The sequence below is a fragment of the Streptomyces sp. NPDC060064 genome (assembly GCF_042736455.1).
Taxonomy (GTDB): Bacteria; Actinomycetota; Actinomycetes; order Streptomycetales; family Streptomycetaceae; genus Streptomyces.
The window spans coordinates 1-22,118 of record NZ_JBHWWF010000006.1 but is presented as its reverse complement, the minus strand read 5'-3'; the positions used below and the strand labels follow the sequence as shown (position 1 = coordinate 22,118).

The 22,118-nt window shown below is 70.7% G+C and carries 19 protein-coding genes; 9 read left to right on the top strand and 10 right to left on the bottom strand.

What is annotated here, in order from left to right:
• Window positions 1-34 precede the first annotated feature (34 nt).
• Entirely contained in the window at window positions 35-214 is a 180-nt protein-coding gene (locus ACFWDI_RS09640) for a hypothetical protein (protein WP_362675891.1), read from the top strand.
• A 62-nt stretch (window positions 215-276) separates the two neighbouring features.
• Here ACFWDI_RS09640 and ACFWDI_RS09635 read toward each other — a convergent pair whose 3' ends face one another.
• Window positions 277-1,083 carry a site-2 protease family protein gene (locus ACFWDI_RS09635; protein WP_385302512.1) on the bottom strand — a complete coding sequence of 269 codons (807 nt, stop codon included), beginning with the start codon at window positions 1,081-1,083 and terminating at the stop codon, window positions 277-279.
• Between the two features lie 127 nt (window positions 1,084-1,210).
• Between ACFWDI_RS09635 and ACFWDI_RS09630 the strand changes: the two genes are divergently transcribed.
• Window positions 1,211-4,627 (top strand): BTAD domain-containing putative transcriptional regulator, encoded by a 3,417-nt coding sequence (locus tag ACFWDI_RS09630; RefSeq protein ID WP_385302510.1) that lies wholly within the window; start codon window positions 1,211-1,213, stop codon window positions 4,625-4,627.
• A 13-nt stretch (window positions 4,628-4,640) separates the two neighbouring features.
• Here the strand turns inward: ACFWDI_RS09630 and ACFWDI_RS09625 are convergent, their stop codons facing one another.
• The 3 genes from ACFWDI_RS09625 to panB form a co-directional block, all read right to left on the bottom strand.
• A complete protein-coding gene (locus tag ACFWDI_RS09625; protein ID WP_385302508.1) occupies window positions 4,641-5,492 on the bottom strand; it encodes an ABC transporter permease in 852 nt (283 codons plus the stop codon).
• A complete protein-coding gene (locus tag ACFWDI_RS09620; protein ID WP_385302506.1) occupies window positions 5,489-6,502 on the bottom strand; it encodes an ATP-binding cassette domain-containing protein in 1,014 nt (337 codons plus the stop codon). Before ACFWDI_RS09620 ends, ACFWDI_RS09625 begins: the two co-directional genes overlap by 4 nt.
• Before the next feature lie 205 nt (window positions 6,503-6,707).
• A complete protein-coding gene (panB, locus tag ACFWDI_RS09615; RefSeq protein WP_385302504.1) occupies window positions 6,708-7,568 on the bottom strand; it encodes a 3-methyl-2-oxobutanoate hydroxymethyltransferase in 861 nt (286 codons plus the stop codon).
• A gap of 161 nt (window positions 7,569-7,729) precedes the next feature.
• On the opposite strand from panB, the gene ACFWDI_RS09610 reads away from it, so the two are divergent.
• The 4 genes from ACFWDI_RS09610 (at window position 7,730) to ACFWDI_RS09595 (ending at window position 12,851) form a co-directional block, all read left to right on the top strand.
• Window positions 7,730-9,337 (top strand): DHA2 family efflux MFS transporter permease subunit, encoded by a 1,608-nt coding sequence (locus ACFWDI_RS09610; RefSeq protein WP_385302502.1) that lies wholly within the window; start codon window positions 7,730-7,732, stop codon window positions 9,335-9,337.
• Window positions 9,338-9,471: 134 nt separating this feature from the next.
• A complete protein-coding gene (locus ACFWDI_RS09605; protein WP_385302883.1) occupies window positions 9,472-10,170 on the top strand; it encodes a TetR/AcrR family transcriptional regulator in 699 nt (232 codons plus the stop codon).
• Between the two features lie 197 nt (window positions 10,171-10,367).
• Window positions 10,368-11,390 carry an endonuclease/exonuclease/phosphatase family protein gene (locus ACFWDI_RS09600; protein ID WP_385302500.1) on the top strand — a complete coding sequence of 341 codons (1,023 nt, stop codon included), beginning with the start codon at window positions 10,368-10,370 and terminating at the stop codon, window positions 11,388-11,390.
• 153 nt (window positions 11,391-11,543) lie between these two features.
• Complete coding sequence (locus ACFWDI_RS09595; protein WP_385302498.1) at window positions 11,544-12,851, top strand: MFS transporter; 1,308 nt, start codon at window positions 11,544-11,546, stop codon at window positions 12,849-12,851.
• On the opposite strand, the gene ACFWDI_RS09590 is transcribed toward ACFWDI_RS09595, so the two are convergent.
• The 3 genes from ACFWDI_RS09590 to ACFWDI_RS09580 form a co-directional block, all read right to left on the bottom strand.
• Window positions 12,817-14,574, bottom strand: coding sequence for an NAD+ synthase (locus ACFWDI_RS09590; protein WP_385302495.1), 1,758 nt, complete (start codon window positions 14,572-14,574; stop codon window positions 12,817-12,819). The genes ACFWDI_RS09595 and ACFWDI_RS09590 overlap by 35 nt on opposite strands.
• Window positions 14,575-14,725: 151 nt before the next feature.
• Window positions 14,726-16,345 carry a multicopper oxidase family protein gene (locus tag ACFWDI_RS09585; RefSeq protein ID WP_385302493.1) on the bottom strand — a complete coding sequence of 540 codons (1,620 nt, stop codon included), beginning with the start codon at window positions 16,343-16,345 and terminating at the stop codon, window positions 14,726-14,728.
• A 105-nt stretch (window positions 16,346-16,450) separates the two neighbouring features.
• Window positions 16,451-16,921: a hypothetical protein gene (locus ACFWDI_RS09580; protein WP_385302491.1), complete on the bottom strand. Its 471-nt coding sequence runs from the start codon at window positions 16,919-16,921 to the stop codon at window positions 16,451-16,453.
• Window positions 16,922-17,183: 262 nt separating this feature from the next.
• Here ACFWDI_RS09580 and ACFWDI_RS09575 point away from each other — a divergent pair, with 262 nt between their 5' ends.
• Window positions 17,184-18,110 (top strand): alpha/beta fold hydrolase, encoded by a 927-nt coding sequence (locus ACFWDI_RS09575; protein ID WP_385302489.1) that lies wholly within the window; start codon window positions 17,184-17,186, stop codon window positions 18,108-18,110.
• 33 nt (window positions 18,111-18,143) lie between these two features.
• A complete protein-coding gene (locus ACFWDI_RS09570; RefSeq protein ID WP_385302487.1) occupies window positions 18,144-18,581 on the top strand; it encodes a DUF5990 family protein in 438 nt (145 codons plus the stop codon).
• A gap of 89 nt (window positions 18,582-18,670) precedes the next feature.
• On the opposite strand, the gene ACFWDI_RS09565 is transcribed toward ACFWDI_RS09570, so the two are convergent.
• Genes ACFWDI_RS09565 through ACFWDI_RS09555 form a run of 3 tightly spaced genes read right to left on the bottom strand, consistent with a single transcriptional unit; the run spans window position 18,671 to window position 20,400 of the window.
• A complete protein-coding gene (locus ACFWDI_RS09565; RefSeq protein ID WP_385302485.1) occupies window positions 18,671-19,333 on the bottom strand; it encodes a DUF305 domain-containing protein in 663 nt (220 codons plus the stop codon).
• A gap of 5 nt (window positions 19,334-19,338) precedes the next feature.
• Window positions 19,339-19,980 carry a DUF3105 domain-containing protein gene (locus ACFWDI_RS09560; RefSeq protein WP_385302484.1) on the bottom strand — a complete coding sequence of 214 codons (642 nt, stop codon included), beginning with the start codon at window positions 19,978-19,980 and terminating at the stop codon, window positions 19,339-19,341.
• Window positions 19,981-20,040: 60 nt separating this feature from the next.
• Window positions 20,041-20,400 (bottom strand): hypothetical protein, encoded by a 360-nt coding sequence (locus ACFWDI_RS09555; protein WP_385302482.1) that lies wholly within the window; start codon window positions 20,398-20,400, stop codon window positions 20,041-20,043.
• 290 nt (window positions 20,401-20,690) lie between these two features.
• On the opposite strand from ACFWDI_RS09555, the gene ACFWDI_RS09550 reads away from it, so the two are divergent.
• Window positions 20,691-22,052, top strand: a complete 1,362-nt coding sequence (locus tag ACFWDI_RS09550) for a glutamine synthetase family protein (RefSeq protein ID WP_327323208.1) — start codon at window positions 20,691-20,693, stop codon at window positions 22,050-22,052.
• The last annotated feature ends 66 nt before the right edge of the window (window positions 22,053-22,118 follow it).

The following is a 22,118-nucleotide window of genomic DNA, read 5'->3' as shown; positions in this document are numbered from 1 at the left end:
GGGACGTACAACACCCCGACAGGAGCCGTACCCCATGCCCCGCCTCGCTCTGTACTCCCTCGTCGTCTGCGCCCTCGCCGTTGTCGCGGCCGTGGTGTCCTTCGTGCAGGGCAGCTGGCTCGGGATCGTGTGGGTGCTGCTCGCCGGGCTCTCCTCGAACATGGCCTGGTACTACCTGCGCCGGGCGAAGGCCGCCCGCGGGGCCGGCGAGTAGGGCTGCCGCCGACCGACCAGACCGACCAGGCCGGCCGACTGACTGACCTACCGGCGGTCGGCCTACTGACTGGCGATCGAGTCGCAGACCGGGTTCCGCTCGCTCCAGAAGCGGTAGAAGTCCTGACCGCAGTACGTCTCCGCCTGGCCGACACCCAGCCCCCGCAGGATCGCGTCGATCGCGTCGAAGAACGCGTGGTTCACCTCGGGGATGAAGAGGATGCCGAAGACGGCGAGCAGCCCGAAGGGCGCGTACGGCTCGACCTGGCGGCGGATCTTGTACGAGAGCCACGGCTCGATCACGCCGTAGCCGTCGAGGCCCGGCACCGGCAGGAAGTTCAGGATCGCGGCGGTGAGCTGCAGCAGCGCGAGGAACGCGAGCGCGAACCGGAAGACCAGCGGCACCCCGTCCAGCGCGCCCAGCCAGAACGGCGCGGTGCACACGATCGCGAACAGCGCGTTCGTCAGGGGTCCGGCCGCCGAGATCACACTGTGCTTCCAACGTCCCTTGATCCGGCCCCGCTCGATGAAGACGGCGCCGCCGGGGAGGCCGATACCGCCCATGATCACGAACAGTACGGGCAGCACGATGCTCAGCAACGCGTGCGTGTACTTGAGCGGGTTGAGGGTCAAGTAGCCCTTCGCGCCGATGGTGATGTCGCCGCCGTGCAGCGCGGTGCGGGCGTGCGCGTACTCGTGCAGACAGAGCGAGACGATCCACGCCGAGGTGACGAAGAGGAAGACGGCTACACCCGGGCTCGACGCGAAGTCCGTCCACACCGCCCAGCCCGTCACCGCCATCACGGCGACGATCCCGAGGAAGACGGGACTGATCCGCCGGTCGCTGTGGCGTGAGGTGGCGGTGGTCATGGGTGCGGCTCCAGGGGACGTGGCGGGCATGCGGGTCGACCGTACCGGTGGCGTGGGGAGAACGTCCCACGCATGCGCCCGGGTTCCTGCTGTACGGGCTCCGCTCCGCACCGGTGACAATGGACGGGTGCACTATCGGGTTCTCGGTACCACTCAGGCACTTCACGACGACGGCACACCCGTCGCGCTCGGTGGCGCGCGGCTGCGTGCGCTACTGACCGTGCTGGCCTTGCGGCCCGGGCGTACGGTCCCCGTCGGCCTTCTGGTCGACGAGGTGTGGGACGGCGACCCGCCGGCCGACGCGGTGGGCGCGGTGCAGGCGCTCGTCGGGCGGCTGCGGCGGGCGCTGGGGCACGCCGCGGTGGCCTCGGCGGACGGCGGCGGCTACCGGCTGTGCGCGGACGGCGAGGATGTGGACCTGCACCGTTTCGACCGTCTCGCGGGGGAGGGGGCGCGGGCGCTGGACGAGGGCGACGCGGTGAAGGCCGCGGCGCTGTTCGACGACGCGCTCGCGCTCTGGCAGGGGCCGGTGCTCGCCGATCTGCCCGACCGCACGGCGGAGGCGGCGCGCTGGGAGGCCCGCCGACTGGACGCCCGCCGCTCACGCCTGGCGGCCGCGCTCGCGCTGGGCCGGGCGGAGGAGGCGCTGCCGGAGCTGGTCGCGCTGTGCGAGGACCATCCGATGGACGAGCCGCTGCAGGCGCTGCGGATCCGGGCGCTGCGGGACGCGGGCCGCGCGGCCGAGGCGCTGGCGGCGTACGAGGGGGTACGCGCGGATCTCGCCGACAGTCTGGGCGCGGACCCGGGCCGTGAACTACGGGCGCTGCACGCGGAGTTGCTGAGACCGGATCTTTTCGAAGCCGGGACCGGAACGGGCTCGCGACGCGGTCCTTCCCCGGCCCTGCCCCTTCCGGGGACGGGGGATCCGCGCCGGGCCCCGCTCCAGACGCGGCCCGAGACCCCGCTCCGCGAGGACGCGTCCTTGGGCACGGTCCTGGAGCGGGGGCAGGCCCGCCCCGGCAATCTGCGTGCCCGGCTCACCTCCTTCGTCGGGCGCGAGGCCGATATCGACACCATCCACGGAGACCTCGGCCGCGCCCGCCTCGTCACCCTGCTCGGGCCCGGCGGTGCCGGGAAGACCCGGCTCTCGCAGGAGGCCGCCGAGCGGGTCACGGCCGACGCGCGGAGCCCGTGGCCCGACGGGGTCTGGCTCGCCGAACTCGCGCCCGTGGACGATCCGGAGACCGTCCCCGAGGCCGTCCTCACCGCGCTCGGCGCCCGCGAGACCGTGCTGCGCGGCGCGCGCGCGGAGGAGATGCGGGCCGCCGAGGGATACGCCGACGACGCCCTCGTACGGCTGGCAGAGCACTGCTCACGTCGGCGCATGCTGCTGCTCCTCGACAACTGCGAGCACGTCATCGGCGCCGCGGCCACCCTGGCCGAGCGGCTGCTGGAGAGCTGCCCCGGCCTTACCGTCCTGGCCACCAGCCGGGAACCGCTCGGTGTGCCGGGCGAGTTGGTGCGCCCGGTCGATCCGCTGCCGGATCCGATGGCGCTGCGGCTGCTCGCCGAGCGGGGCGCGGCGGCCAGGCCCGGTTTCCGTATCGACGCCGATGAGGCCACCGCCGCCGCGGCCGCCGAGATCTGCCGTCGTCTCGACGGACTGCCGCTCGCCATCGAACTCGCCGCCGCCCGGCTGCGGATGCTCACCCCGCGCCAGATCGCCGACCGCCTGGACGACCGCTTCCGCCTGCTGACCAGCGGCAGCCGCACCGTACTGCCGCGCCAGCAGACCCTGCGCGCCGTCGTCGACTGGTCCTGGGACCTCCTGGAGGACCCCGAACGCGCCGTTCTGCGACGGTTGTCGGTGTTCGCCGGCGGCAGCGACCTCCCGGCCGCCGAGGCCGTGTGCGCCGACCCGGGCGGGCTCGACGTCGCCGACGCCCTCGGCTCACTCATCGACAAGTCCCTCGTCGTCGCCGCGCCCGCCCCCGACGGCGAGATGCGTTACCGGCTTCTGGAGACCGTCGGCGAGTACGCCGCCGAACGCCTCGACGAGGCCGGCGAGCGCCCCGCCGTCGAGCACCAGCACCTCGTCCACTACCGGGAGTTCGCCCGCAGAACCGACCCCCTCCTGCGCGGCCACGGGCAGCGCGCCGCCGTCGACCGGTTCCAGCTCGAGTACGAGAATCTGCGCACCGCGCTCCGCCGCGCCGTCGCCGCCCGCGACGAGCACGAGGCGCTCTGCCTCATCCTCTGTCTGTCCTGGTACTGGCAGATGCGGGATCTGCGCACCGAGGCCCGGCACTGGGCCACGGCCGCGGGCGAGCTCGGCCCCGACCCCTTCGCGCAGCCCGTCGAGCCCGCCCCGCCGATCACCGAACGGTTCACGGACGCGCCGCCGCCCATGTCGCCCGAGCTGCTCCAGGAGGCCCGGCGAGGTGCCGCGCTGATCCGGATGGTCTTCATGGACTACGACATGGACGAGTGGGCCACGCCGGAGAAGCTGGACCGGCTGCGCGCGGTCACCCGGGTCTACCGGCCGGGGCTGCCGCAGACCTGCCGGCCTCCGGGCTCGCTCTGGTTCTTCGCCGTTCTGCTGACCGGGGACGGTGATCAGCTCAGGAATCTGCTCGACGAGACCATCGAGGCCTGCCGCGCGTACGGATACGAGTGGGAGCTCGCCGCCTCGCTCCAGGCACGGGCCAATGTCCTCGCCAACCGCAGCGAGTGGACGGGCGACGCGTCCCGCGACGCCGACGAGGCCCTGGAGATCTTCACCAGGCTCGGAGATCTCTGGGGCACGGCCGAGGCTCTGTCCGCGCGCGGTGAGGCGCGGGAGCGCAGCGGTGCGTACCCGCTCGCCGCCGAGGACTTCACGGCCGCCATCGGGTACGCGGAGCAGATCGGAGCCCAGGCCCAGACGGCGGTGCTGCGCTCCCGTCTCGCCGGCGTCCTTGTGGAGATGGGGGAGGGTGAGCGGGGCGAGGCCCTCGTCCGTGAGGTGCTGGCCGAGCAGGGGGGCGCGAACAACGAGTCGTCGGCCGCGGCCCGGATGATCCTCGCCCTGTGGCTGGGCCGCACCGATCGCATCCCGGAGGCCCGCGCGGAGATCGAGCTGCTGATGGTGCAGTTCCGGTCCAGAACCCTCGCGATCTTCGAGGGCATGGTGACCGGCTTCCTGGCCTGGCTGGACCTTCTCGACGGCGAGTACGAGCTGTCGCTGGACAGGGCGCGCACGGCGCTGGACAAGGCGCAGGATCCGCTGACCCTGATGGTCGTTCCGCAGATGTCCTCGATGCACATGGTGACCGTCGCGTGGGCGCTGGTCCTGGGCCGACCGGAGCGCGCGCGGGACGCGGCCCGGATGCTCGGGGCGTCCGACGCACTGCTGCCGCCGGGCCATTTCGCGCCCAAGTACGAGCGGGAGAACCGGGCCGCTGCGGAGGCGGCCGTGCGCGCCGTCCTCGGGGACGCGGCGTATCAGGCCGCGTACGCCGGAGGCGGCAGCCTCACCGTCGAGGAGGCTGCCGCCCTCGTGTGACCCCACGTCGGGATCAGGTCTTCTTGCGGAACTTGGCGACCGCGAGCGGCGCCGTGACCATGGTGATCAGCGCCGCCCAGCCGAGCGTCATCCACACCGAGTGGGCGACCGGACCGCCGTTGATCAGACTCCGGGCCGCGTCCGCGAGGTTGGACAGCGGGTTGTAGTCGGTGAAGCTCTGCAGCCAGCCGGGCATCGTGGTCGGCGGGGCGAAGATCGACGAGCCGAACTGGAGAGGCATCAGGACGAGCATGGCCACTCCCTGGACGGCCTGGGCCGTCTTCATGGTGAGACCGAGCAGAATGAAGATCCACATCAGCGAGGCGCCGAAGACCATGGACAGGCCGACCGCCGCGAACAGTTCGAGGACCGAGGTGTGGATCTGCAGCCCGAGCAGGAAGCCCATGCCGAGCAGAATGGTCGTGGCCACCAGCATCCGGCCGACCTCGACCACGATCTTCGCGATGAGGACGGAGGAGCGGGCGATCGGCATGGACCGGAAGCGGTCCATCACGCCCTTCTTGAAGTCGTCGTTGACGCCGGTGCCCACGGCCATGGCGATGTTCATGCCCTGCATCGCCATCAGACCGGGGATCACGTAGTTGACGTACTGCTGCTGGTTGCCCTTGCCGGAGATCGCACCGCCGAAGACGTACACGAACAGCAGCGTGAAGACGATCGGCATCAGTACGGCGTCGAACATCGACTCCGGGTCCTGCTTGATCTGCAGGGCGTTGCGGCGCACCAGCGCGCCGATGTGCCGGAGATTGGCCCGCAGGCCGATCCGGCCCTCGCCGGCCGGCGCGCTCCGCACCGGGGTGGGCGCGGGCGACTGAGCGGTGGTGGTGGCAGTTGCCGTACTCATGCGGCGACCTCCTCGGGAATCGCGTCGGACACTGGCGTCTTCTCGCCGGTGATCGCCAGGAACACTTCGTCCAGGCTGGGCAGATGGGTGCCGATGTGCGCGATGCCGAAGCCGCGCGAGCCCAACAGACCGACCACGGCGGTCAGTTGCTCATCGCTGAGGATCGGTATGTACAGCAGACCGTCGTCGGGCACGACCGTCGCACCGGCGATCCCGTCGAGTCCCGACTCGCCCAGCGCACGGGCCATCGCGGGCAGTTGCGCCGGATCGGTCGGCCGGATCTGCAGGGTGCGTCCGCCGACCTTCGCCTTGAGCTCGTCCACCTTGCCGTTGGCGATGACCCGCCCGCGGTCGATGACCGTGAGCTCGCTCGCGAGCTGCTCGGCCTCTTCCATGTACTGGGTGGTGAGCAGCACGGTCGCCCCCTCCGCGACCATCCGCTGCACCTCGTCCCAGACCTCGTTACGGGTACGGGGGTCGAGGCCCGTCGTCGGCTCGTCCAGATAGAGCACGGCCGGCTGCCCGATCATCGAGGCGGCCAGGTCGAGCCGGCGGCGCATACCGCCGGAGTACTGCACTGCGGGCCGCTTCGCGGCCTCGGTGAGCGAGAAGCGCTCCAGCATCTCGTCGGCACGCCTGCGGGCGTCCTTGCGGGACAGATCGAGCAGCCGCCCGATCATGTAGAGGTTCTCCCAGCCGGAGAGCTTCTCGTCGACCGAGGCGTACTGGCCGGTGAGGCCGATGGTGCGGCGCAGCTGCCGGGGCTGCTTCACCACGTCGAAGCCGGCGACCGTGGCATGGCCGGCGTCCGGGGCGACGAGCGTGGAGAGGCAGCGTACGAGAGTGGTCTTGCCGGCGCCGTTGGGTCCGAGGACACCGAGGACGGTGCCTTCGCGGACGTCCAGGTCCACGCCGTCCAGCGCTTTGGTCTCGCCGTAGTGCTTGACCAGCCCCCGCACCTCGACGGCGTTGCCCGTGCCGCCGTTGGGGTTCTTGTCGATTCGCGTCATGCCGTCAACAGTGCCGGGCCTCGCCGACAGGCCGCCGACAAGCTGCCGACACATGGCCGACAAGTCGGCGACGCCGCGGAAATGGCAGGTCGGAGCGGCTGTTCGGAGCGCGGGGGATCAGACGCGCGGGGGCACCCCGGGGCACTCATGCCGACAGCCCGCCGACGGGGGATGATCGGCGGGCTGTCGTCTGTACCGGAGGTGGTCAGTGGAAGGTGTGCTCCTCCTGCGGGAACGCTCCGCCGACGACATCCGCGGCGAACTCGCGGGCGGCGTCGCCGAGCGTCTGGCGGAGGTTGGCGTACTGCTTGGTGAAGCGCGGCACCTTCCCGCCCGTAAGGCCCGCCATATCGGTCCAGACGAGGACCTGAGCGTCCGTGTCGGGTCCCGCGCCGATGCCGATGGTCGGGATCTGCAGGCTGCGGGTGACCTCGGCGGCCAGCTCGGCCGGTACGAGTTCCAGCACGACCGCGAAGGCGCCGGCGTCCTGTGCCGCCTTGGCGTCGCGCAGCAGCCGGTGCGCATCCTCGTTGCCGCGGCCCTGCACCCGGTAGCCCATGGTGTTGACGGACTGCGGAGTCAGGCCGAGGTGCGACATGACCGGGATGCCGGCCTGGACCAGCAGCTCGGTCTGGCCGAGCGAGCGCTCGCCGCCCTCCAGCTTGACCGCGCCGACGCCCGCGTCCTTGACCAGCCGGGTGGCATTGCGCAGGGCCTGGACGGGGCCTTCCTGGTACGAGCCGAAGGGGAGGTCGCCGACGACGAGGGCGCGCTTGGTGCCCCGTACGACGGCGGCGGAGAGCAGCGTCATCTCGTCCATCGTGACCGGCACGGTGGTCTCGTAGCCGAGATGGCAGTTGCCCATGGAGTCGCCGACGAGTACGACCGGAATACCGGCCTCGTCGAAGACGGACGCGGTCATCGCGTCATAGGCGGTAAGCATGGGCCACTTCTCACCGCGCTCCTTGGCGGCGGTGATGTCGTGGACGGTGATACGGCGAGTGCCCTTGCCGCCGTACAGCGCCTTGCTGCTGTCGGAGGGCTTCGGGGCAGCCTGAAGCGTCATGGCTCAACGGCTCCTTCGTCATCTCGAGGCGCCCTGACGGCGTCCCCGGATCCCCTACATGGTGGCACCTCGTGCCGCTCCGGCGGAAGGGGACCCGTCCCTTCGGTAGAGTGTGTTCCTATACGAGACGGTCTCGTATCGGAATAGCCAGGCTGAGGTCCATGTCGACAGCGTCCGGCACACCTGCCGCCCCCCGCATACCCGAAGCCGTCCACCGCCGCCGCTGGGCGATCCTCACGGTCCTGATGTTCAGCCTGCTCATCGTCGTGCTGGACAACTCGATCCTGAACGTGGCCGTCAAGACGATCGCCGGTCCCGAGCCCACCGGCATCGGCGCCACCCAGAGCCAGCTGGAGTGGGCGATCAACTCCTACACGCTCGTCTTCGCCGGACTTCTCTTCACCGCGGGTCTCCTCGGCGACCGCATCGGCCGCAAGAAGGTGCTGCTCTTCGGCGTCACCGTCTTCGGCGTCGGCTCGGCCCTCGCGGCGTTCTCCGGCTCGCCCGGCGAGCTGGTCGCGTACCGCGCGGTGATGGGCTTCGGCGGGGCCTTTGTGATGCCGGCGACCCTCGCCGTGGTGATGGACGTGTTCGAGCGCCACGAGCAGCCCAGGGCCATCGGTATCTGGGCGGGCAGCGTCGGCGTCGGCATGGCCATCGGCCCGATCACCGGCGGGCTGCTCATCGAGCGCTTCTGGTGGGGCTCGATCTTCCTGATCAACGTGCCGGTCGTGGTCGTCGCGCTGATCGCGATGGCGCTGCTCCTGCCGGACTCCAGAGACCCGAACCCCGGGCGTATGGACCCGCTCGGCGTAGCGTTGTCCGTCATCGGGCTGATCCTGCTGGTGTACGGAATCATCCGCGGCGGCGAGCTGGCGGACTTCTCGGCGCCGTCCGTGCTGCTGCCGATGCTGGGCGGTCTGGTGGTACTCGTCTGCTTCGTACTCCACGAGCGGCGCAGCGACCATCCGGCCATCGACATCACGTACTTCAAGAGGCCGGCCTTCGCGGCGGCGGTCACCGCGATCGCGCTGGTCTTCTTCGCGCTGACGGGCGTGACCTTCTTCTCCGCGTTCTATCTGCAGAGCGTGCGCGGCTACGGCCCGCTGCAAGCGGGCCTGCTCATTCTGCCGCTGGCCGTGGCGCAGATGGTCGTCTCGCTGCGCGCACGGCTGATCGTCGACCGGTTCGGGGCGCGGAGGGTGTGCACGGTCGGCATGCTGCTGGTCGCCATGGTGCTGGGCGCTTTCGTGATGTTCGATGCCTCGACCCCGGTGTGGGGCATCGAAGTGGTCCTCTTTGTGCAGGGCACGGCGATGGCGCTCATCACGCCCCCGGTGACGGTCTCGGTGATGCAGTCGCTGCCCCGCGAGAAGGCGGGGTCCGGCTCGGCGGTCAGCAACACCTTCCGCCAGGTCGGTGGGGCACTGGGTGTCGCGGTGCTCGGTTCGCTGCTGTCCACGCAGTACCGGGGGGCGATCGAGGGGCACCTCTCGGTGGTCCCGAGCGGCGCCCGCCAGGCCGCGGGTGAATCGATCGAGTCGACGCTCGCGGCGGCGGAGAGACTCGGCCCGGCGGGCAGGGCGCTGATCGTCCCGGCGAACGAGGCGTTCCTGCACGCGATGCATCTGACGGCGATGGTCTCGACGGGTGTGGCACTGATCGGCGCGCTGGTGGTGGCGGTCTTCCTGCCGGACGGAGATCCCGAGCCGCAACGGGAGAGCGCCGAAGGCGCTCCGGGGCGGGCGCTGCCCGTCAGCGGGCGATGACGATGACGAGAGGCGGACCGGACGTGCCGGTGAGCGACCACCAGGACAACCGCGGCCGCAATGCCGGTCCCGCCGCCCGCCGTGACAGCACGCCCCGCGACGCGGGGTCTGCCGCAGCGGCTTCGGCGTCCGGGGTGGCCCCGGAGCCGGGCGTCTCCGGCGCGGCGTCCGCCTCCGTATCGGGGCCCGGGCCGGCCAGCCCCGCCGCCTCCTCCTCTTCCTCTTCCGCCTCCGCCTCCGCCTCCGCCGCGGCGCGGCGCGGGCGGCCCCGCAGCGAGGCCGTCGAGCGTTCGATCGTCGAGGCCGTGGTGCATCTCCTCGAAGAGGGCGTACCCCTCTCGGAACTCTCCATAGAGCGCATCGCACGCACCGCCGGCGTCGGCAAGGCCACCATCTACCGCCGCTGGGAGGGCAAGGAGGCCCTGTTCGTCGATGTCGTCCGCTCGATGCAACCGGTGGACCCGCCGCTGCCCGGCACCTCGGTCCGCGACGATCTGGTCGCGATGATCGAGATGCTGCGGCAGCGCGGCCTGGCCAAACGCTCCTCGGCCCTGCTGCACAACGTCTTCGCGCAGATGCAGAGTTATCCCAAGCTGTGGGACATGTACCACCGCACCTCGGTACTCCCGCGCCGGCAGTTGATGGACGAGGTGCTGCGGCGCGGGATCGCGAACGGCGAGATCCGGGCCGACCTCGACTTCGAGCTGCTCGGCGATCTCTTTGTCGGCCCGATGCTGGTACGGACCGTGCTGCGGCCGGACGGGACGCCCGGCGAGGGCAGCGCGGAGCGGCTCGTCGACGCGGTGCTGGAAGGTGTGCGCCCGCCCCGCTGAACAGCCACTTTTCCGCCCGGTCCGAAGTGTGCGGGTTCTGTCACAGCGTCCCTGCCCGGGCCGTGGACCGGAACCCCGCGCGCCGCCCTGTCGTCATCGAGGCAGTACGGCCGTCCGGCGACGGCAGGGAAATCACCCGTCATCCCCTAGGGTCAACGGCGAGGACGGCGTGACGGCAAGGCAGTGAGGACAGCTCCATGGCGCAGGCGGAAATGACGGAGACCGGGAACGGCGGCCCGGTGAACCGGCCTACCGGATCCCGGGTCCGGAGCCTGCTCGACCGCTGGCGCGGCGACCCCGGCATCTGGCGGCGCGGTATCGCTCTCGCGGCCGTCGCCGTACTCCTCGCCCTGCTGATGAGCTTCCACGCGCAGATCCCGAACCGGATCGGCAACCTGGGCAGCCTCACCGAGACGTTTCTGCCATGGCTGGGGATCTTCATCCCGGTGATCCTCGTCGTGGCGCTGCTGCGGCGCTCGGCCACCGCGCTGATCGCCCTGCTGGTGCCGGCCGTCGTCTGGCTCAATCTCTTCGGCGGGCTGCACACCGAGAAGTCGGGCGGCGGCGGCGATCTGACCGTCGCCACGCACAACGTCAACGCCGACAACCCGGACCCGCAGGGCACGGCCAAGGACGTCGCCGCCTCGGGCGCGGACGTACTCGCGCTGCAGGAGCTGCCGGCCGGTCAGGTCTCCACGTATGAAGAGGCCTTGGCCGGGACGTACAAGTACCACTCGGTGCAGGGCACCGTCGGGCTGTGGAGCAAGTACCCGATGAGCGACACACAGCCCGTCAACATCCGGCTGGGCTGGACCCGCGCCATGCGCTCCACGGTGACGACGCCCGAGGGAGAGGTCGCGGTGTATGTGGCCCATATGCCGTCCGTACGCGTCAAGCTCAACTCCGGCTTCACCGCCAACCAGCGGGACAACAGCGCGGACGCGCTCGGCGAGGCGATCGCCCACGAGCAGCACCGCAAGGTCGTGCTGCTCGGCGACCTCAACGGCACGATGAACGACCGCTCGCTGAACGCGGTCACTTCCCAGATGCGCTCCACCCAGGGCGCGGCGGGCGACGGCTTCGGCTTCAGCTGGCCCGCGGCGTTCCCGATGGCGCGCATCGACCAGATCATGGTGAAGGGTGTCGAGCCGGTCTCCTCCTGGACGCTGCCGCAGACCGACAGCGACCACTTGCCGATCGCGGCGCGCATAAAGATGTGACCTCCCCCTCGGATCCGTCCTCGTCGGCGTTCGAGGCGCGGGGGTCTGGGGCGGAGCCCCCAGTTGTGTGACGGCAACCACCCGTTCACCGGGCGGAACAATCCGCGTGCGAGCATTTGTTCAGAAGGAGAACTAACCTCGGAAGGGCACTCCATGCCGCTCGCGCTGCTCGCGCTCGCCGTCTCCGCCTTCGGTATCGGCACCACCGAGTTCGTGATGATGGGCCTGCTGCCCAATGTCGCGGACGACCTCAACACCTCTGTCCCCACGGCGGGTTACCTCGTCTCCGCGTACGCGATCGGCGTCGTCATCGGCGCACCGCTGCTCACCGCCCTCGGCTCCCGCATACCGCGCAAGCGGATGCTCCTGCTGCTGATGGCGCTCTTCGTCGTCGGCAACCTCGCCTCTGCCCTCGCGCCCGGCTTCGGCTGGCTGATCGCCGGTCGCGTGCTCGCCGGGCTGCCGCACGGCGCGTTCTTCGGCGTCGGCGCGGTCGTCGCCGCGCGGCTGGTCGCGGACGGGCGGCAGGCGCGGGCCGTGGCGACGATGTTCCTCGGCCTCACGGTCGCCAATATCGTCGGCGTACCGGCGGCCACCCTGCTCGGCCAGAACCTCGGCTGGCGGGCCACCTTCCTGGTCGTCACCGTGATCGGCCTGGTCGCGATGGCCGCGCTCGCCCGCCTCGTTCCGTACGTACCCGTCGACGCGCACCAGAGCGTGGGCCGCGAGCTGCGCGCACTGGGCAACCGGCAGGTGCTGCTCGGACTGCTCACCGCGGTCTTCGGCTTCGCCGGCGTCTTCGCGGTGTACTCCTACCTCGCCTCCATGACGACCGAGGTGATGGGCTTCGGCGAGTCCTCGGTGACGCTGGTCCTCGCGCTCTTCGGCATCGGCATGACGCTCGGCGCGCTGGCCGCGGGACCGCTGACCGACCGGGCGCTGCGCCCCACGCTGTACGGCTCGCTGGCCGCCCTCGCGCTGGTGCTGGTCGCCTTCCGCTTCACCGTGCACATCCAGTGGGCGGCCCTGGCCGCGGTGGTGGTGCTGGGCGCGGTCGGCTTCATGACGACCACACCGCTGCAGATGCTGGTCATGAAGAAGGCACAGGACGCGCCGACGCTCGCCTCCGCCTCGAACCACTCGGCGTTCAACCTCGCCAACGCGGGCGGCGCCTGGCTCGGCGGCGCGGCCATCGCGGCGGGCTGGGGCTGGACCTCACCGGCCGTCGTCGGTGCGGTCCTCGCCGCCGCCGGCCTGGCGATCGCGGTGACGGCAGGCTTCCTCGACCGGGGCGGCCGGGGCGGCCGGGACGGCTTGGAGAGCCTGGACGGCCTGGACGGCCTGGACGGCCTGGACGGGCGGGCCACGACAAAGGGGGCCTCCCGCGTGATCGCCGCAGGAAGCCCCCGTACCGCGGAGCCGGGACTCAGCCGCTCGTCGTCTCCCGCCAGCGGTTCGTGATCGGCAGCCGCCGGTCCTTGCCGAAGCCCTTCGCCGAGATCTTGGTGCCCGGCGGGTACTGGCGCCGCTTGTACTCCGCCGTGTCCACCATCCGCAGTGTCTTCGCCACCAGCTCCTCGTCGAAGCCGGCCGCGACGATCGCGTCCTTGCCCTGGTCCCGGTCGACGTACAGCTCCAGGATCCGGTCCAGTACGTCGTAGTCCGGCAGCGAGTCGGTGTCGACCTGGCCGGGGCGCAGCTCCGCGCTCGGCGGCTTGGTGATGGAGGCCTCGGGGATCGGCGGGGTCTGCCCGCGCTCCTCCGCCGCCCGGTTCCGCCACTTCGCGAGCCGGAAGACCGTCGTCTTGTAGACGTCCTTGATCGGCCCGTACGCGCCGACCGAATCGCCGTACAGCGTCGAATAGCCCACCGCCAGCTCGGACTTGTTGCCCGGCGCGAGCACGATGTGGCCCTCCTGGTTGGAGACGGCCATCAGTGTCGTGCCGCGCAGCCGCGACTGGAGGTTCTCCTCGGCGAGACCGGTCAGCTGGAGCGCGTCCATGTACGCGTCGAACATCGGCCCGATCGGTACGGTGCGGAAGTTGAGCCCGGTGCGGCGGGCCAGCTCGGCCGCGTCACCCTTGGAGTGGTCCGAGGAGTACTTGGACGGCATGGAGATGCCGTACACGTTCTGCGCGCCGAGGGCGTCGCAGGCGATCGCCGCCACCAGCGCGGAGTCGATACCGCCGGAGAGCCCGATCAGCACGGACCGGAAGCCGTTCTTGGCCGCGTACGCGCGCAGGCCCACGACCAGCGCGGAGTACACCTCCTCGTCGTCGTCGAGCCGGTCGGCGTAACCGCCGGCGAGCTCCGCCTCGTACGCCGGCAGCGGCTCCTCGGAGAGCACGACATGCTCGATCCGCAGCCCGTCGTCGACCACGCCCGCAGGTACGTCCCCGGCGGCCGGCAGCTCCAGATCGAGGACGACGCAGCCCTCCGCGAACTGCGGGGCGCGGGCGACGACTTCGCCGTCCGCGTCGACGACGATCGAGTCGCCGTCGAAGACCAGCTCGTCCTGCCCGCCGATCATGGCGAGATACGCGGTGGTGCACCCGGCCTCCTGGGCGCGCTTGCGCACCAGCTCGAGCCGGGTGTCGTCCTTGTTCTGCTCGTACGGCGAGGCGTTGACGGACACCAGCAGCCCGGCGCCGGCGGACCGGGTGGCCGGGACACGGCCACCGTCCTGCCAGAGGTCCTCGCAGATCGCGAGCGCCACGTCGACGCCGTGCACGCGGATCACCGGCATGGTGTCGCCGGGCACGAAGTAGCGGAACTCGTCGAAGACGCCGTAGTTGGGCAGATGGTGCTTGGCGAAGCTGAGCACCACCTCACCGCGGTGCAGCACGGCGGCTGCGTTCTGCGGCGACCCGGCGGGCTGGCCGTAGCGGGGCTGGGCCCGCTCGGAACGGTCGAGGTAGCCGACGATGACCGGCAGCTCGCCGAAGCCTTCGTCGTCCAGGCGTACGGCGAGCGCGCGCAGGGCGGCCCGGGACGCTTCGACGAACGACGACCGCAGGGCCAGGTCCTCGACGGGATAGCCGGTCAGCACCATCTCGGGGAAGGCGACGAGATGCGCCCCCTGCTCGGCGGAGTGCCGGGTCCAGTGCACGACCGCCTCGGCGTTGCCGGCGAGATCGCCGACGGTCGAGTCGATCTGATTCAGAGCGAGGCGTAGTTGAGGCACGCGGCCCAGTGTAATCGTCTCTCTGACGCGATGTCTCCGTCGTGTGGTGAGTGCCACCCCATGCCCACCGGCGAGAGTGTCCGGGGGACCGAATCCCGGCGAGCCAGGTCCCCGGGGCGGGGGTTCGGGGGCCCCGCCCCTCCCCCCAGGGCTACGCGCGGTAGGCGACGGTCGTCATCATCCCGGACTCCGAGTGGTAGATGTTGTGGCAGTGCAGCATCCACAGGCCCGGGTTGTCGGCGTCGAAGTCCACGGTCACTTTGCGGTGCGGCAGGACCGCCGTCGTGTCCTTGCGGGCGCCGGACCCGTTGATGCCCGCCAGGGCGAAGGTGTGGCCGTGCAGATGGATGGGATGCCACATCTCCGTGGTGTTGATGAACACCATGCGGACCCGCTCGTGGGCGCGGACCGGATAGAGGCGGTCCGGGGAGTAGGGCTTCTCGTCGAAGGCCCAGTCGTACTTCTTCATGCCACCGGTCAGTTTGATCCTCATGATCCGGTCCGGTCTGCGCCGGGTCAGGGCCACCGACTCGTCGGGTTCGAGGTGGGCGGCCGACGACAGCACCTTCCGGTTCAGCTCCGCCGGACGCACGGACGGCGCGGGGAGCGCCCCGCGGCCGGTGCGCAGCACGGCCATCGACGAGGCCTTCTTTCCCTCGGCGAGCGCGGTGAGCGGAAAGACCCCGTCCCCGGCGGTGACCAGCACGTCGTACCGCTCGCCCATGCCCACGAGCAGGGAATCGGTCTTGGTGGGGCGGACGGGGAAGCCGTCGGTGTGGGTGACCGTCAGCTTGTGGCCGCCGAGCGCCACCCGGAAGGCCGTCTCGCCGCCGGCGTTGATGATGCGCAGCCGGATGCGGTCGCCGGGCTTGGCGGTGAACTGCGCGGGGTCGTCCGGCATCCGCCCGTTGATCAGGTAGTACGGGTAGGCGACATCGCCCCCTTCGCCGCCGAGCAGCTTGCTGGTCGCGCCTCTCTTGACCCGCGACGGGCCTTTCGCCTTCCCGGCCGGGGGTGCCATGGACATCATGTGCTCGCCCGAGTGTCCGGCCCTGCCGTGGTTCAGCTCTGCGAGGACCGCCTCCGGTGTGGAGCCGTCGACCCCGTCCACCCAGTCGTCCAGGAGGACGACCCACTCCTTGTCGTACGACATCGGCTCATTCGGGTCCTCCACGATCAGCGGGGCGTACATACCGCGGTCCAGCTGCACACCCGAGTGCGGATGGAACCAGTACGTCCCCGGGTGGGAGACCTTGAAGCGGTAGGTGAACTCCGCGCCCGGGCGGATCGGCTGCTGCGTCACACCCGGCACCCCGTCCATGTCGTTGCGCATCGAGATGCCGTGGCAGTGCAGCGAGGTGTCCTGCGGCAGGTGGTTGGCGAGGGAGAGCGAGAGGATCTCACCGGCCTTGAGCCGGACCTCCTTGCCCGGCAGCCGGTCCCCGTACGCCCACGTCCTGACCGTCCGGCCGCCGCCCAGCTCCAGCGGGGTGGCCGTGGCGGTCAGCTTGAAGGTGCGGACAGGACCGGAGTCCCGTGCCTCCTCGCGCCCGATGACATCCGGGCCGTCGGCGGAGACAAAGCCCTCCGGGCCGTCGGGGGCGACATAGGCCTGCGGTGTCGCCTTGGGCGTCGCCTTCGGAGGGCTGCCGCCGTGGTTCGTCGATCCGTGGCCGGTGCCCGACGAGTCGGAGCAGGCGGCCAGAACTCCCGTGCCGGCGGCGGCGATTGCTGCGCCGAGCACGGCGCGGCGCGTGTGGTGAGCGCGCATGACTGTGCACCTCGTGGTGTGTGGTGATGCGTGGCAGATGGGCGCGTCTGCTGCTTCTGGTACACCGCTCGGAGCGCGGAGGTTCCCAGGCAGCCGGGCGCATTTCTAGATCCGCAGCACCGACAGCCTGGCGAGGAGGGTCTTGCGGAGAGGCGGGTTGGGCCACAGCGCACGGAGTATCCGGGCGTGCCAGGCCGCGAGCAGAGCGACGGGGTCGGTCCGCAGCAGCCCTGCCGTCAGCAGGACGAAGGTGAAGGTGTCCAGCGCGGCGAGGCACAGCGTCATCAGGTCCATGCCTATGCCCGGGAAGTCCGGTCCGGCGTTCTGCAGGCTCACCGGACCGGCGGCGTGTTGGCCCCCAGGGAGCGTCATGTCCACCGCCGAGGACGAGAGGGTGTGCCCCACCGCCGAGGCCGGGACCGTGTGCTCCTGCCGCGCGGACGGGGCCGTGTGCTTATGCGCAACGTCACCGTGCACCGGCACCGGGCGGCCCGCCGTGTGCATCGTGGCGATCCCGAACAGCAGCGCCACGAACAGCAGCGGCTGCCCGAACCGCGCACGCCGACCGATCGCCATGGCCCGCACGCTACCCCCACCCGGTATGCGTCAACGTGCGACCCGCCCTCTCGCCTCCAACTATTAGCCCATAATGTCCGGAAGTGTCTGCGTCGCCCCGCCGGGAGTGCTCGCCATCGTCCGGACCCTCCGCCGACGCCACCTTCCAGGCAGGCCGCCGCACCTGGTCACGGGGGCGGGTAATGGCTCCACATGGTCTTCGTGGCAGGCTGGCGACGGTGCTCGCGCTGTCCCTGGCGCGGGAGGGGGCGAAGGAGCGACGGTGACCTTTGTACGAGTGGGAGGCGTACCGCACCACGTGGTCGTCGAAGGCAGCGGCCCGGTCTGCGTACTGAGCGCGGGCCTCGCGATGAGCTGGTTCGACTGGGACCCGGTCGTGCCGCTGCTCGCACCGCACCGCACCGTCGTCCGTTTCGACCGGCCCGGACACGGGCTGAGCGGCCCGGCCGCCGTACCGCCCTCCGCCGCCGGGGAGGCTCATCGCATCGCGGGCGTCCTCGACGCCCTCGGCCTGGACGGCCCCGGCCAGGACGGGCCCGCCACCGTCGTCGGGCACTCGATCGCCGGGTTCCATGCCGAGACCTTCGCCCGCCTCCACCCCGCCCGTACCGCGGCCGTTGTCCTCGTCGACTCCAGCGTCGAGGAGCACGCGCGCGTGCCCGCCGCACCCGCACTGCGCACCGCCGCCGCCCGTACGCTCGGCACCGCGCTCGCCGCCGCCGGAATGCCCGCGGCCCTCGGACCGCTCACCCGCCGCGCCATGGTCCGCCTCTCCCGCACCGGCGGCGGCGACCCGGCCCCCGCCGATCTCGTACGCCGCTGCTACGCCACCTCCCGGGTGCTGCAGGGTGCTCTGCTGGAGAACACTCACTACCGCGCCGTCGCCGCCGAACTCCTCGCCCTGCGCGAGCGCCACGCCATGCCGGACGTCCCGGTCACCGTCCTCGCCGCGACGGCCGGGGCGACGGCCCGCGGGGCGCGCTGGGTGGAGCGGCAGCGCGCACTGGCCCGGCGGCTCGGCGGCCGCTTCGAGGCGGTCGAACCGGCGGGCCATCTGATGATGCTGGACCGTCCGGAGGCGGTGGCCCGGACGATCCTGGACAGCTACGGTTCGCGGGTCGGGCGAGCCGGGCGGGCCGTGCGGGCCACCCGGGACGGCTCCGGTTCGGCGTCCCAGCCGCTCGCGTAGACCCGCTCGGTCCGGTGAAAGGGGCCCTCTGACATGGCACGGCTGACCCTGCGCATCACGGGACATGAGCTGCCCGGCAGCGCCTGCGGCGAATACCGACACATCCATGTGGGCACCCAGCGCGGCAGGGATCCCGACCAGCTGGTGTCCGCCGACGCGGCCGACGCGGTATTCGAGATCCCCGTCGAGACCGTCACCGCGCCCGACGGAACGGCCGACTTCCGCGGCCCGTACGTCCAGGGGCGTCGTGGCGAGCGCTTCATCTATCTGACCTGGGGTGAGCTGCCGCCGGACGGCAACTTCGCGATGTTCCGCCGGGCCAAGGTCCTCCTCGCGGACCTGCCGGAAGAGGCTCTGGCCGGCGGCATCGTGGAGACCGGCCTCGGGCTGACGGACGGGCAGGGCATGCCGCTCTGCGCCGCCGTCCGTCCGCCCCGGATCGCCTGGCGGCTGACCGGGACGGACGGCTGAGCGCGGCCGGGGCCCTCAGGCCTCGGCACCGGGATCTTCAGACCCCGACACCGGGATCTTCAGACCCCGGCACCGGGATCTTCAGGTCCTCAGGTACGGACCTCGGCGCCCCGCTTGTGCAACAGATCGACCATCAGGCCGACCTCCGAGCGCTGGGCGTCCACCATGCCCTGGGCGAGATCCCGCTCCGTATCGACCGTGCAGAGCTTCACACAGCCTTCGGCCATCGAGATGCCGCCGTTGTGGTGGATGATCATCAGCTGGAGATATTCGATCTCGGCCTGCCTGCCACTGGCCTTGCCGAGCCGCCCCAGGTCGGTATTGGTCGCCATGCCCGGCATCAGCGAGCCGTCCTTGGCCTGATGCCCGGAGTGCGCGGCGTGACCGCCTTTCATGTCCGGCATCATCCACGCCATCGGCTCGCTGTCCGTGGAGACCTTCGGCAGCCCCCACAGATCCAGCCAGCCCAGCATCATCCCGCGCTGGTTGGCCTGAGTGTTGGCGATGTCGTACGCGAGGCGGCGCACCTCGTCGTCCTTCGTACGGTCCCGGACGATGAAGGACATCTCCACCGCCTGCTGATGATGGACCGACATGTCGCGCGCGAAGCCGGCGTCCGCCGAAGCCGCCGACGGCGTACGGGACGTGGTGCCGTCATTGCCGCTGCCGCCCGCGGAGGCCACCGTGGCGGCCCCCGCGAAGAGCAGCGCGAGCACGACCGCCGTGATGGCCGCCCAGTGCGTACGGGTCATACCCGTCACTTGGCGCCCAGACCGTTGGTGCACGCCGCGCCGGGCTCGGGGGTCTGCGTGCCCTGGACGTACTTGGTGAAGAACTGGTTCACGCGCGGGTCGTCGGCACTGTCGACGGTGACCTGCTTGCCCCAGGCGCTGAGCATGATCGCACCGGACTGGTCCTTGACCGGGCTCATCAGCGTGTACGGGGTCTTCTTGACCTTCTCGCCGAGCTTGGTCACATCGGCAGCGGGAGCCTTGTCGTTGTACGTCACCCAGACCGCGCCGTGCTCCAGCGAGTGCACGGCGTTCATGTCCGGGATCGGCTCCTTGTAGACGTCACCGTTGCAGTTCATCCACACCTGGTTGTGGTTGCCGCCGACCGGCGGCTTCATCGGGTAGGTGACCGTCTTGGTGACATGGGTGCGGCCGAGCTTCTTCGCGCTCCAGGACTTTTCGCCGGTGATGGGAGCCTTGGCGTCGGCGACCTTCTGCTCCTTCTTGTCCGACTCCTTGTTGAGCGCGAAGACGCCGAAGCCGACGAGACCGGCGACGACGACAGCGCTGACGCCGATCGTGATGATGCGATTACGGCGCTCGCGGCTCTGCTCGGCGCGGCGCATCTCTTCTATCCGGGCCCGGCGGTCGTTATTGCGGGAAGCCATGGTGGTTGTCGTCCTTCGTGAAGTCTGCAGTGATCAAGGGGCTGGGGGAGGCGGGACCTGTTACGTCCGCAGCACTTGAAGAACGTGAAGGTCCGGGGCGCGCGCGAGCGCCCCGGAGCGGGGCAGCCGGCCGGTGGGAGCCGGCAGGTCGAGATGCGGGGGCTGTGCGCCGGCCTCGAGCGGGGAGTCCAGCGGCGGCGCGGTGAGCACGGCCGGGCTGACCAGCGGCAGCAGACCGCAGGCGCCGTCTTCGTACGGGCAGGTGTACGCGGTCGGGACGTCCGGCCGGGCGGTGTGGTGCGGGGCGGGGGCCGACGGGCTCAGACAGATGAAGAGCGCGCTGAGGAGCGTCGTCACGGCAGTCAGCAGTGCCATGGGACGCGCGGTGCGCGCGATGTGGTTGAGCCGGGAACCCCCCATGGCCGCAGATGGTAGTAGGCAGCGGTGCTACGCACCTCATATGGGGCTGATAACAGCCATCCCCCGCCTCCCGGGAAGTGGCGGGGAGGGAGTGAGGAAGGAGCGAAGGGGGCCTCAGGGTCGTCTCCGGGTACGTCCTGACCCACAATGGGCACTGCCGGTACAGCCGGTACGGCCGGTACAGCGGGCACCGGCGGCGCGGGCAGTGGACGCGGTCCGCAACGCGCCTGAAACTCTTGGATGGCATGCTCGTGCGGAGCAGGCGGCTTGACCAGCAAGGATGGGTGGAAATGGATAAGCAGCAGGAATTCGTGCTCCGTACGCTCGAGGAGCGCGACATCCGCTTCGTGCGCCTGTGGTTCACCGATGTGCTCGGCTTCCTGAAGTCGGTCGCGGTGGCGCCCGCCGAGCTCGAGCAGGCCTTTGACGAGGGCATCGGCTTCGACGGCTCCGCGATCGAGGGCTTCGCGCGGGTCTACGAGTCCGACATGATCGCCAAGCCGGATCCGAGCACCTTCCAGATCCTGCCGTGGCGCGCCGAGGCGCCCGGCACGGCGCGGATGTTCTGCGACATCCTGATGCCGGACGGTTCCCCGTCCTTCGCCGACCCCCGCTTCGTACTGAAGCGCATCCTCGCCAAGACCTCCGACCTGGGCTTCACCTTCTACACCCACCCGGAGATCGAGTTCTTCCTGCTGAAGAGCAAGCCGCTCGACGGCACCCGCCCCACCCCCGCGGACAACTCCGGCTACTTCGACCACACCCCGCAGAACGTCGGCATGGACTTCCGCCGGCAGGCGATCACCATGCTCGAATCCATGGGCATCTCGGTGGAGTTCAGCCACCACGAGGGCGCGCCGGGCCAGCAGGAGATCGACCTGCGGTACGCGGACGCGCTGTCCACCGCGGACAACGTCATGACCTTCCGCCTGGTCATGAAGCAGGTCGCGCTGGAGCAGGGCGTGCAGGCGACGTTCATGCCGAAGCCGTTCAGCGAGTACCCGGGCTCCGGCATGCACACCCACCTCTCCCTCTTCGAGGGCGACCGGAACGCCTTCTACGAGTCGGGCTCGGAGTACCAGCTCTCGAAGGTCGGCCGCTCCTTCATCGCGGGCCTGCTCAAGCACGCGGCGGAGATCTCGGCCGTGACCAACCAGTGGGTGAACTCCTACAAGCGCATCTGGGGCGGCTCGGCCCGCAGCGCGGGCGCGGGCGGCGAGGCCCCCTCGTACATCTGCTGGGGCCACAACAACCGCTCGGCCCTGATCCGCGTCCCGATGTACAAGCCGGGCAAGACCGGCTCGGCCCGTGTCGAGGTCCGCTCCATCGACTCGGGCGCGAACCCCTATCTGACGTACGCGGTCCTGCTGGCGGCGGGTCTCAAGGGCATCGAGGAGGGCTACGAACTCCCGGCCGGCGCGGACGACGACGTGTGGGCGCTCTCCGACGCGGAGCGCAGGGCGATGGGCATCGAGCCGCTGCCGCAGAACCTCGGCGAGGCGATCGCGCTGATGGAGCGCAGCGAGCTGGTCGCCGAGACGCTGGGCGAGCATGTCTTCGACTTCTTCCTGCGGAACAAGAAGCAGGAGTGGGAGGAGTACCGCAGCGAGGTCACGGCCTTCGAGCTGCGCAAGAACCTGCCGGTGCTGTAGGCGCAGGTCAGAGCGCTCCCCTGGTATGACAACGGCTCCGGGCCGATGGCAGTACGCCATCGGCCC

Bases quoted from the DNA above. Each gene is read 5' to 3' on its own strand.
- ACFWDI_RS09565 (WP_385302485.1), bottom strand. From the start codon at position 19,333: ATGACCCGTACGCACTGGGCGGCCATCACGGCGGTCGTGCTCGCGCTG.
- ACFWDI_RS09555 (WP_385302482.1), bottom strand. From the start codon at position 20,400: ATGGGGGGTTCCCGGCTCAACCACATCGCGCGCACCGCGCGTCCCATG.
- ACFWDI_RS09640 (WP_362675891.1), top strand. From the start codon at position 35: ATGCCCCGCCTCGCTCTGTACTCCCTCGTCGTCTGCGCCCTCGCCGTT.
- ACFWDI_RS09625 (WP_385302508.1), bottom strand. From the start codon at position 5,492: ATGAGTACGGCAACTGCCACCACCACCGCTCAGTCGCCCGCGCCCACC.
- ACFWDI_RS09635 (WP_385302512.1), bottom strand. From the start codon at position 1,083: ATGACCACCGCCACCTCACGCCACAGCGACCGGCGGATCAGTCCCGTC.
- ACFWDI_RS09595 (WP_385302498.1), top strand. From the start codon at position 11,544: ATGCCGCTCGCGCTGCTCGCGCTCGCCGTCTCCGCCTTCGGTATCGGC.
- ACFWDI_RS09560 (WP_385302484.1), bottom strand. From the start codon at position 19,980: ATGGCTTCCCGCAATAACGACCGCCGGGCCCGGATAGAAGAGATGCGC.
- ACFWDI_RS09620 (WP_385302506.1), bottom strand. From the start codon at position 6,502: ATGACGCGAATCGACAAGAACCCCAACGGCGGCACGGGCAACGCCGTC.
- ACFWDI_RS09610 (WP_385302502.1), top strand. From the start codon at position 7,730: ATGTCGACAGCGTCCGGCACACCTGCCGCCCCCCGCATACCCGAAGCC.
- ACFWDI_RS09570 (WP_385302487.1), top strand. From the start codon at position 18,144: ATGGCACGGCTGACCCTGCGCATCACGGGACATGAGCTGCCCGGCAGC.
- ACFWDI_RS09550 (WP_327323208.1), top strand. From the start codon at position 20,691: ATGGATAAGCAGCAGGAATTCGTGCTCCGTACGCTCGAGGAGCGCGAC.
- ACFWDI_RS09580 (WP_385302491.1), bottom strand. From the start codon at position 16,921: ATGGCGATCGGTCGGCGTGCGCGGTTCGGGCAGCCGCTGCTGTTCGTG.
- panB (WP_385302504.1), bottom strand. From the start codon at position 7,568: ATGACGCTTCAGGCTGCCCCGAAGCCCTCCGACAGCAGCAAGGCGCTG.
- ACFWDI_RS09600 (WP_385302500.1), top strand. From the start codon at position 10,368: ATGGCGCAGGCGGAAATGACGGAGACCGGGAACGGCGGCCCGGTGAAC.
- ACFWDI_RS09585 (WP_385302493.1), bottom strand. From the start codon at position 16,345: ATGCGCGCTCACCACACGCGCCGCGCCGTGCTCGGCGCAGCAATCGCC.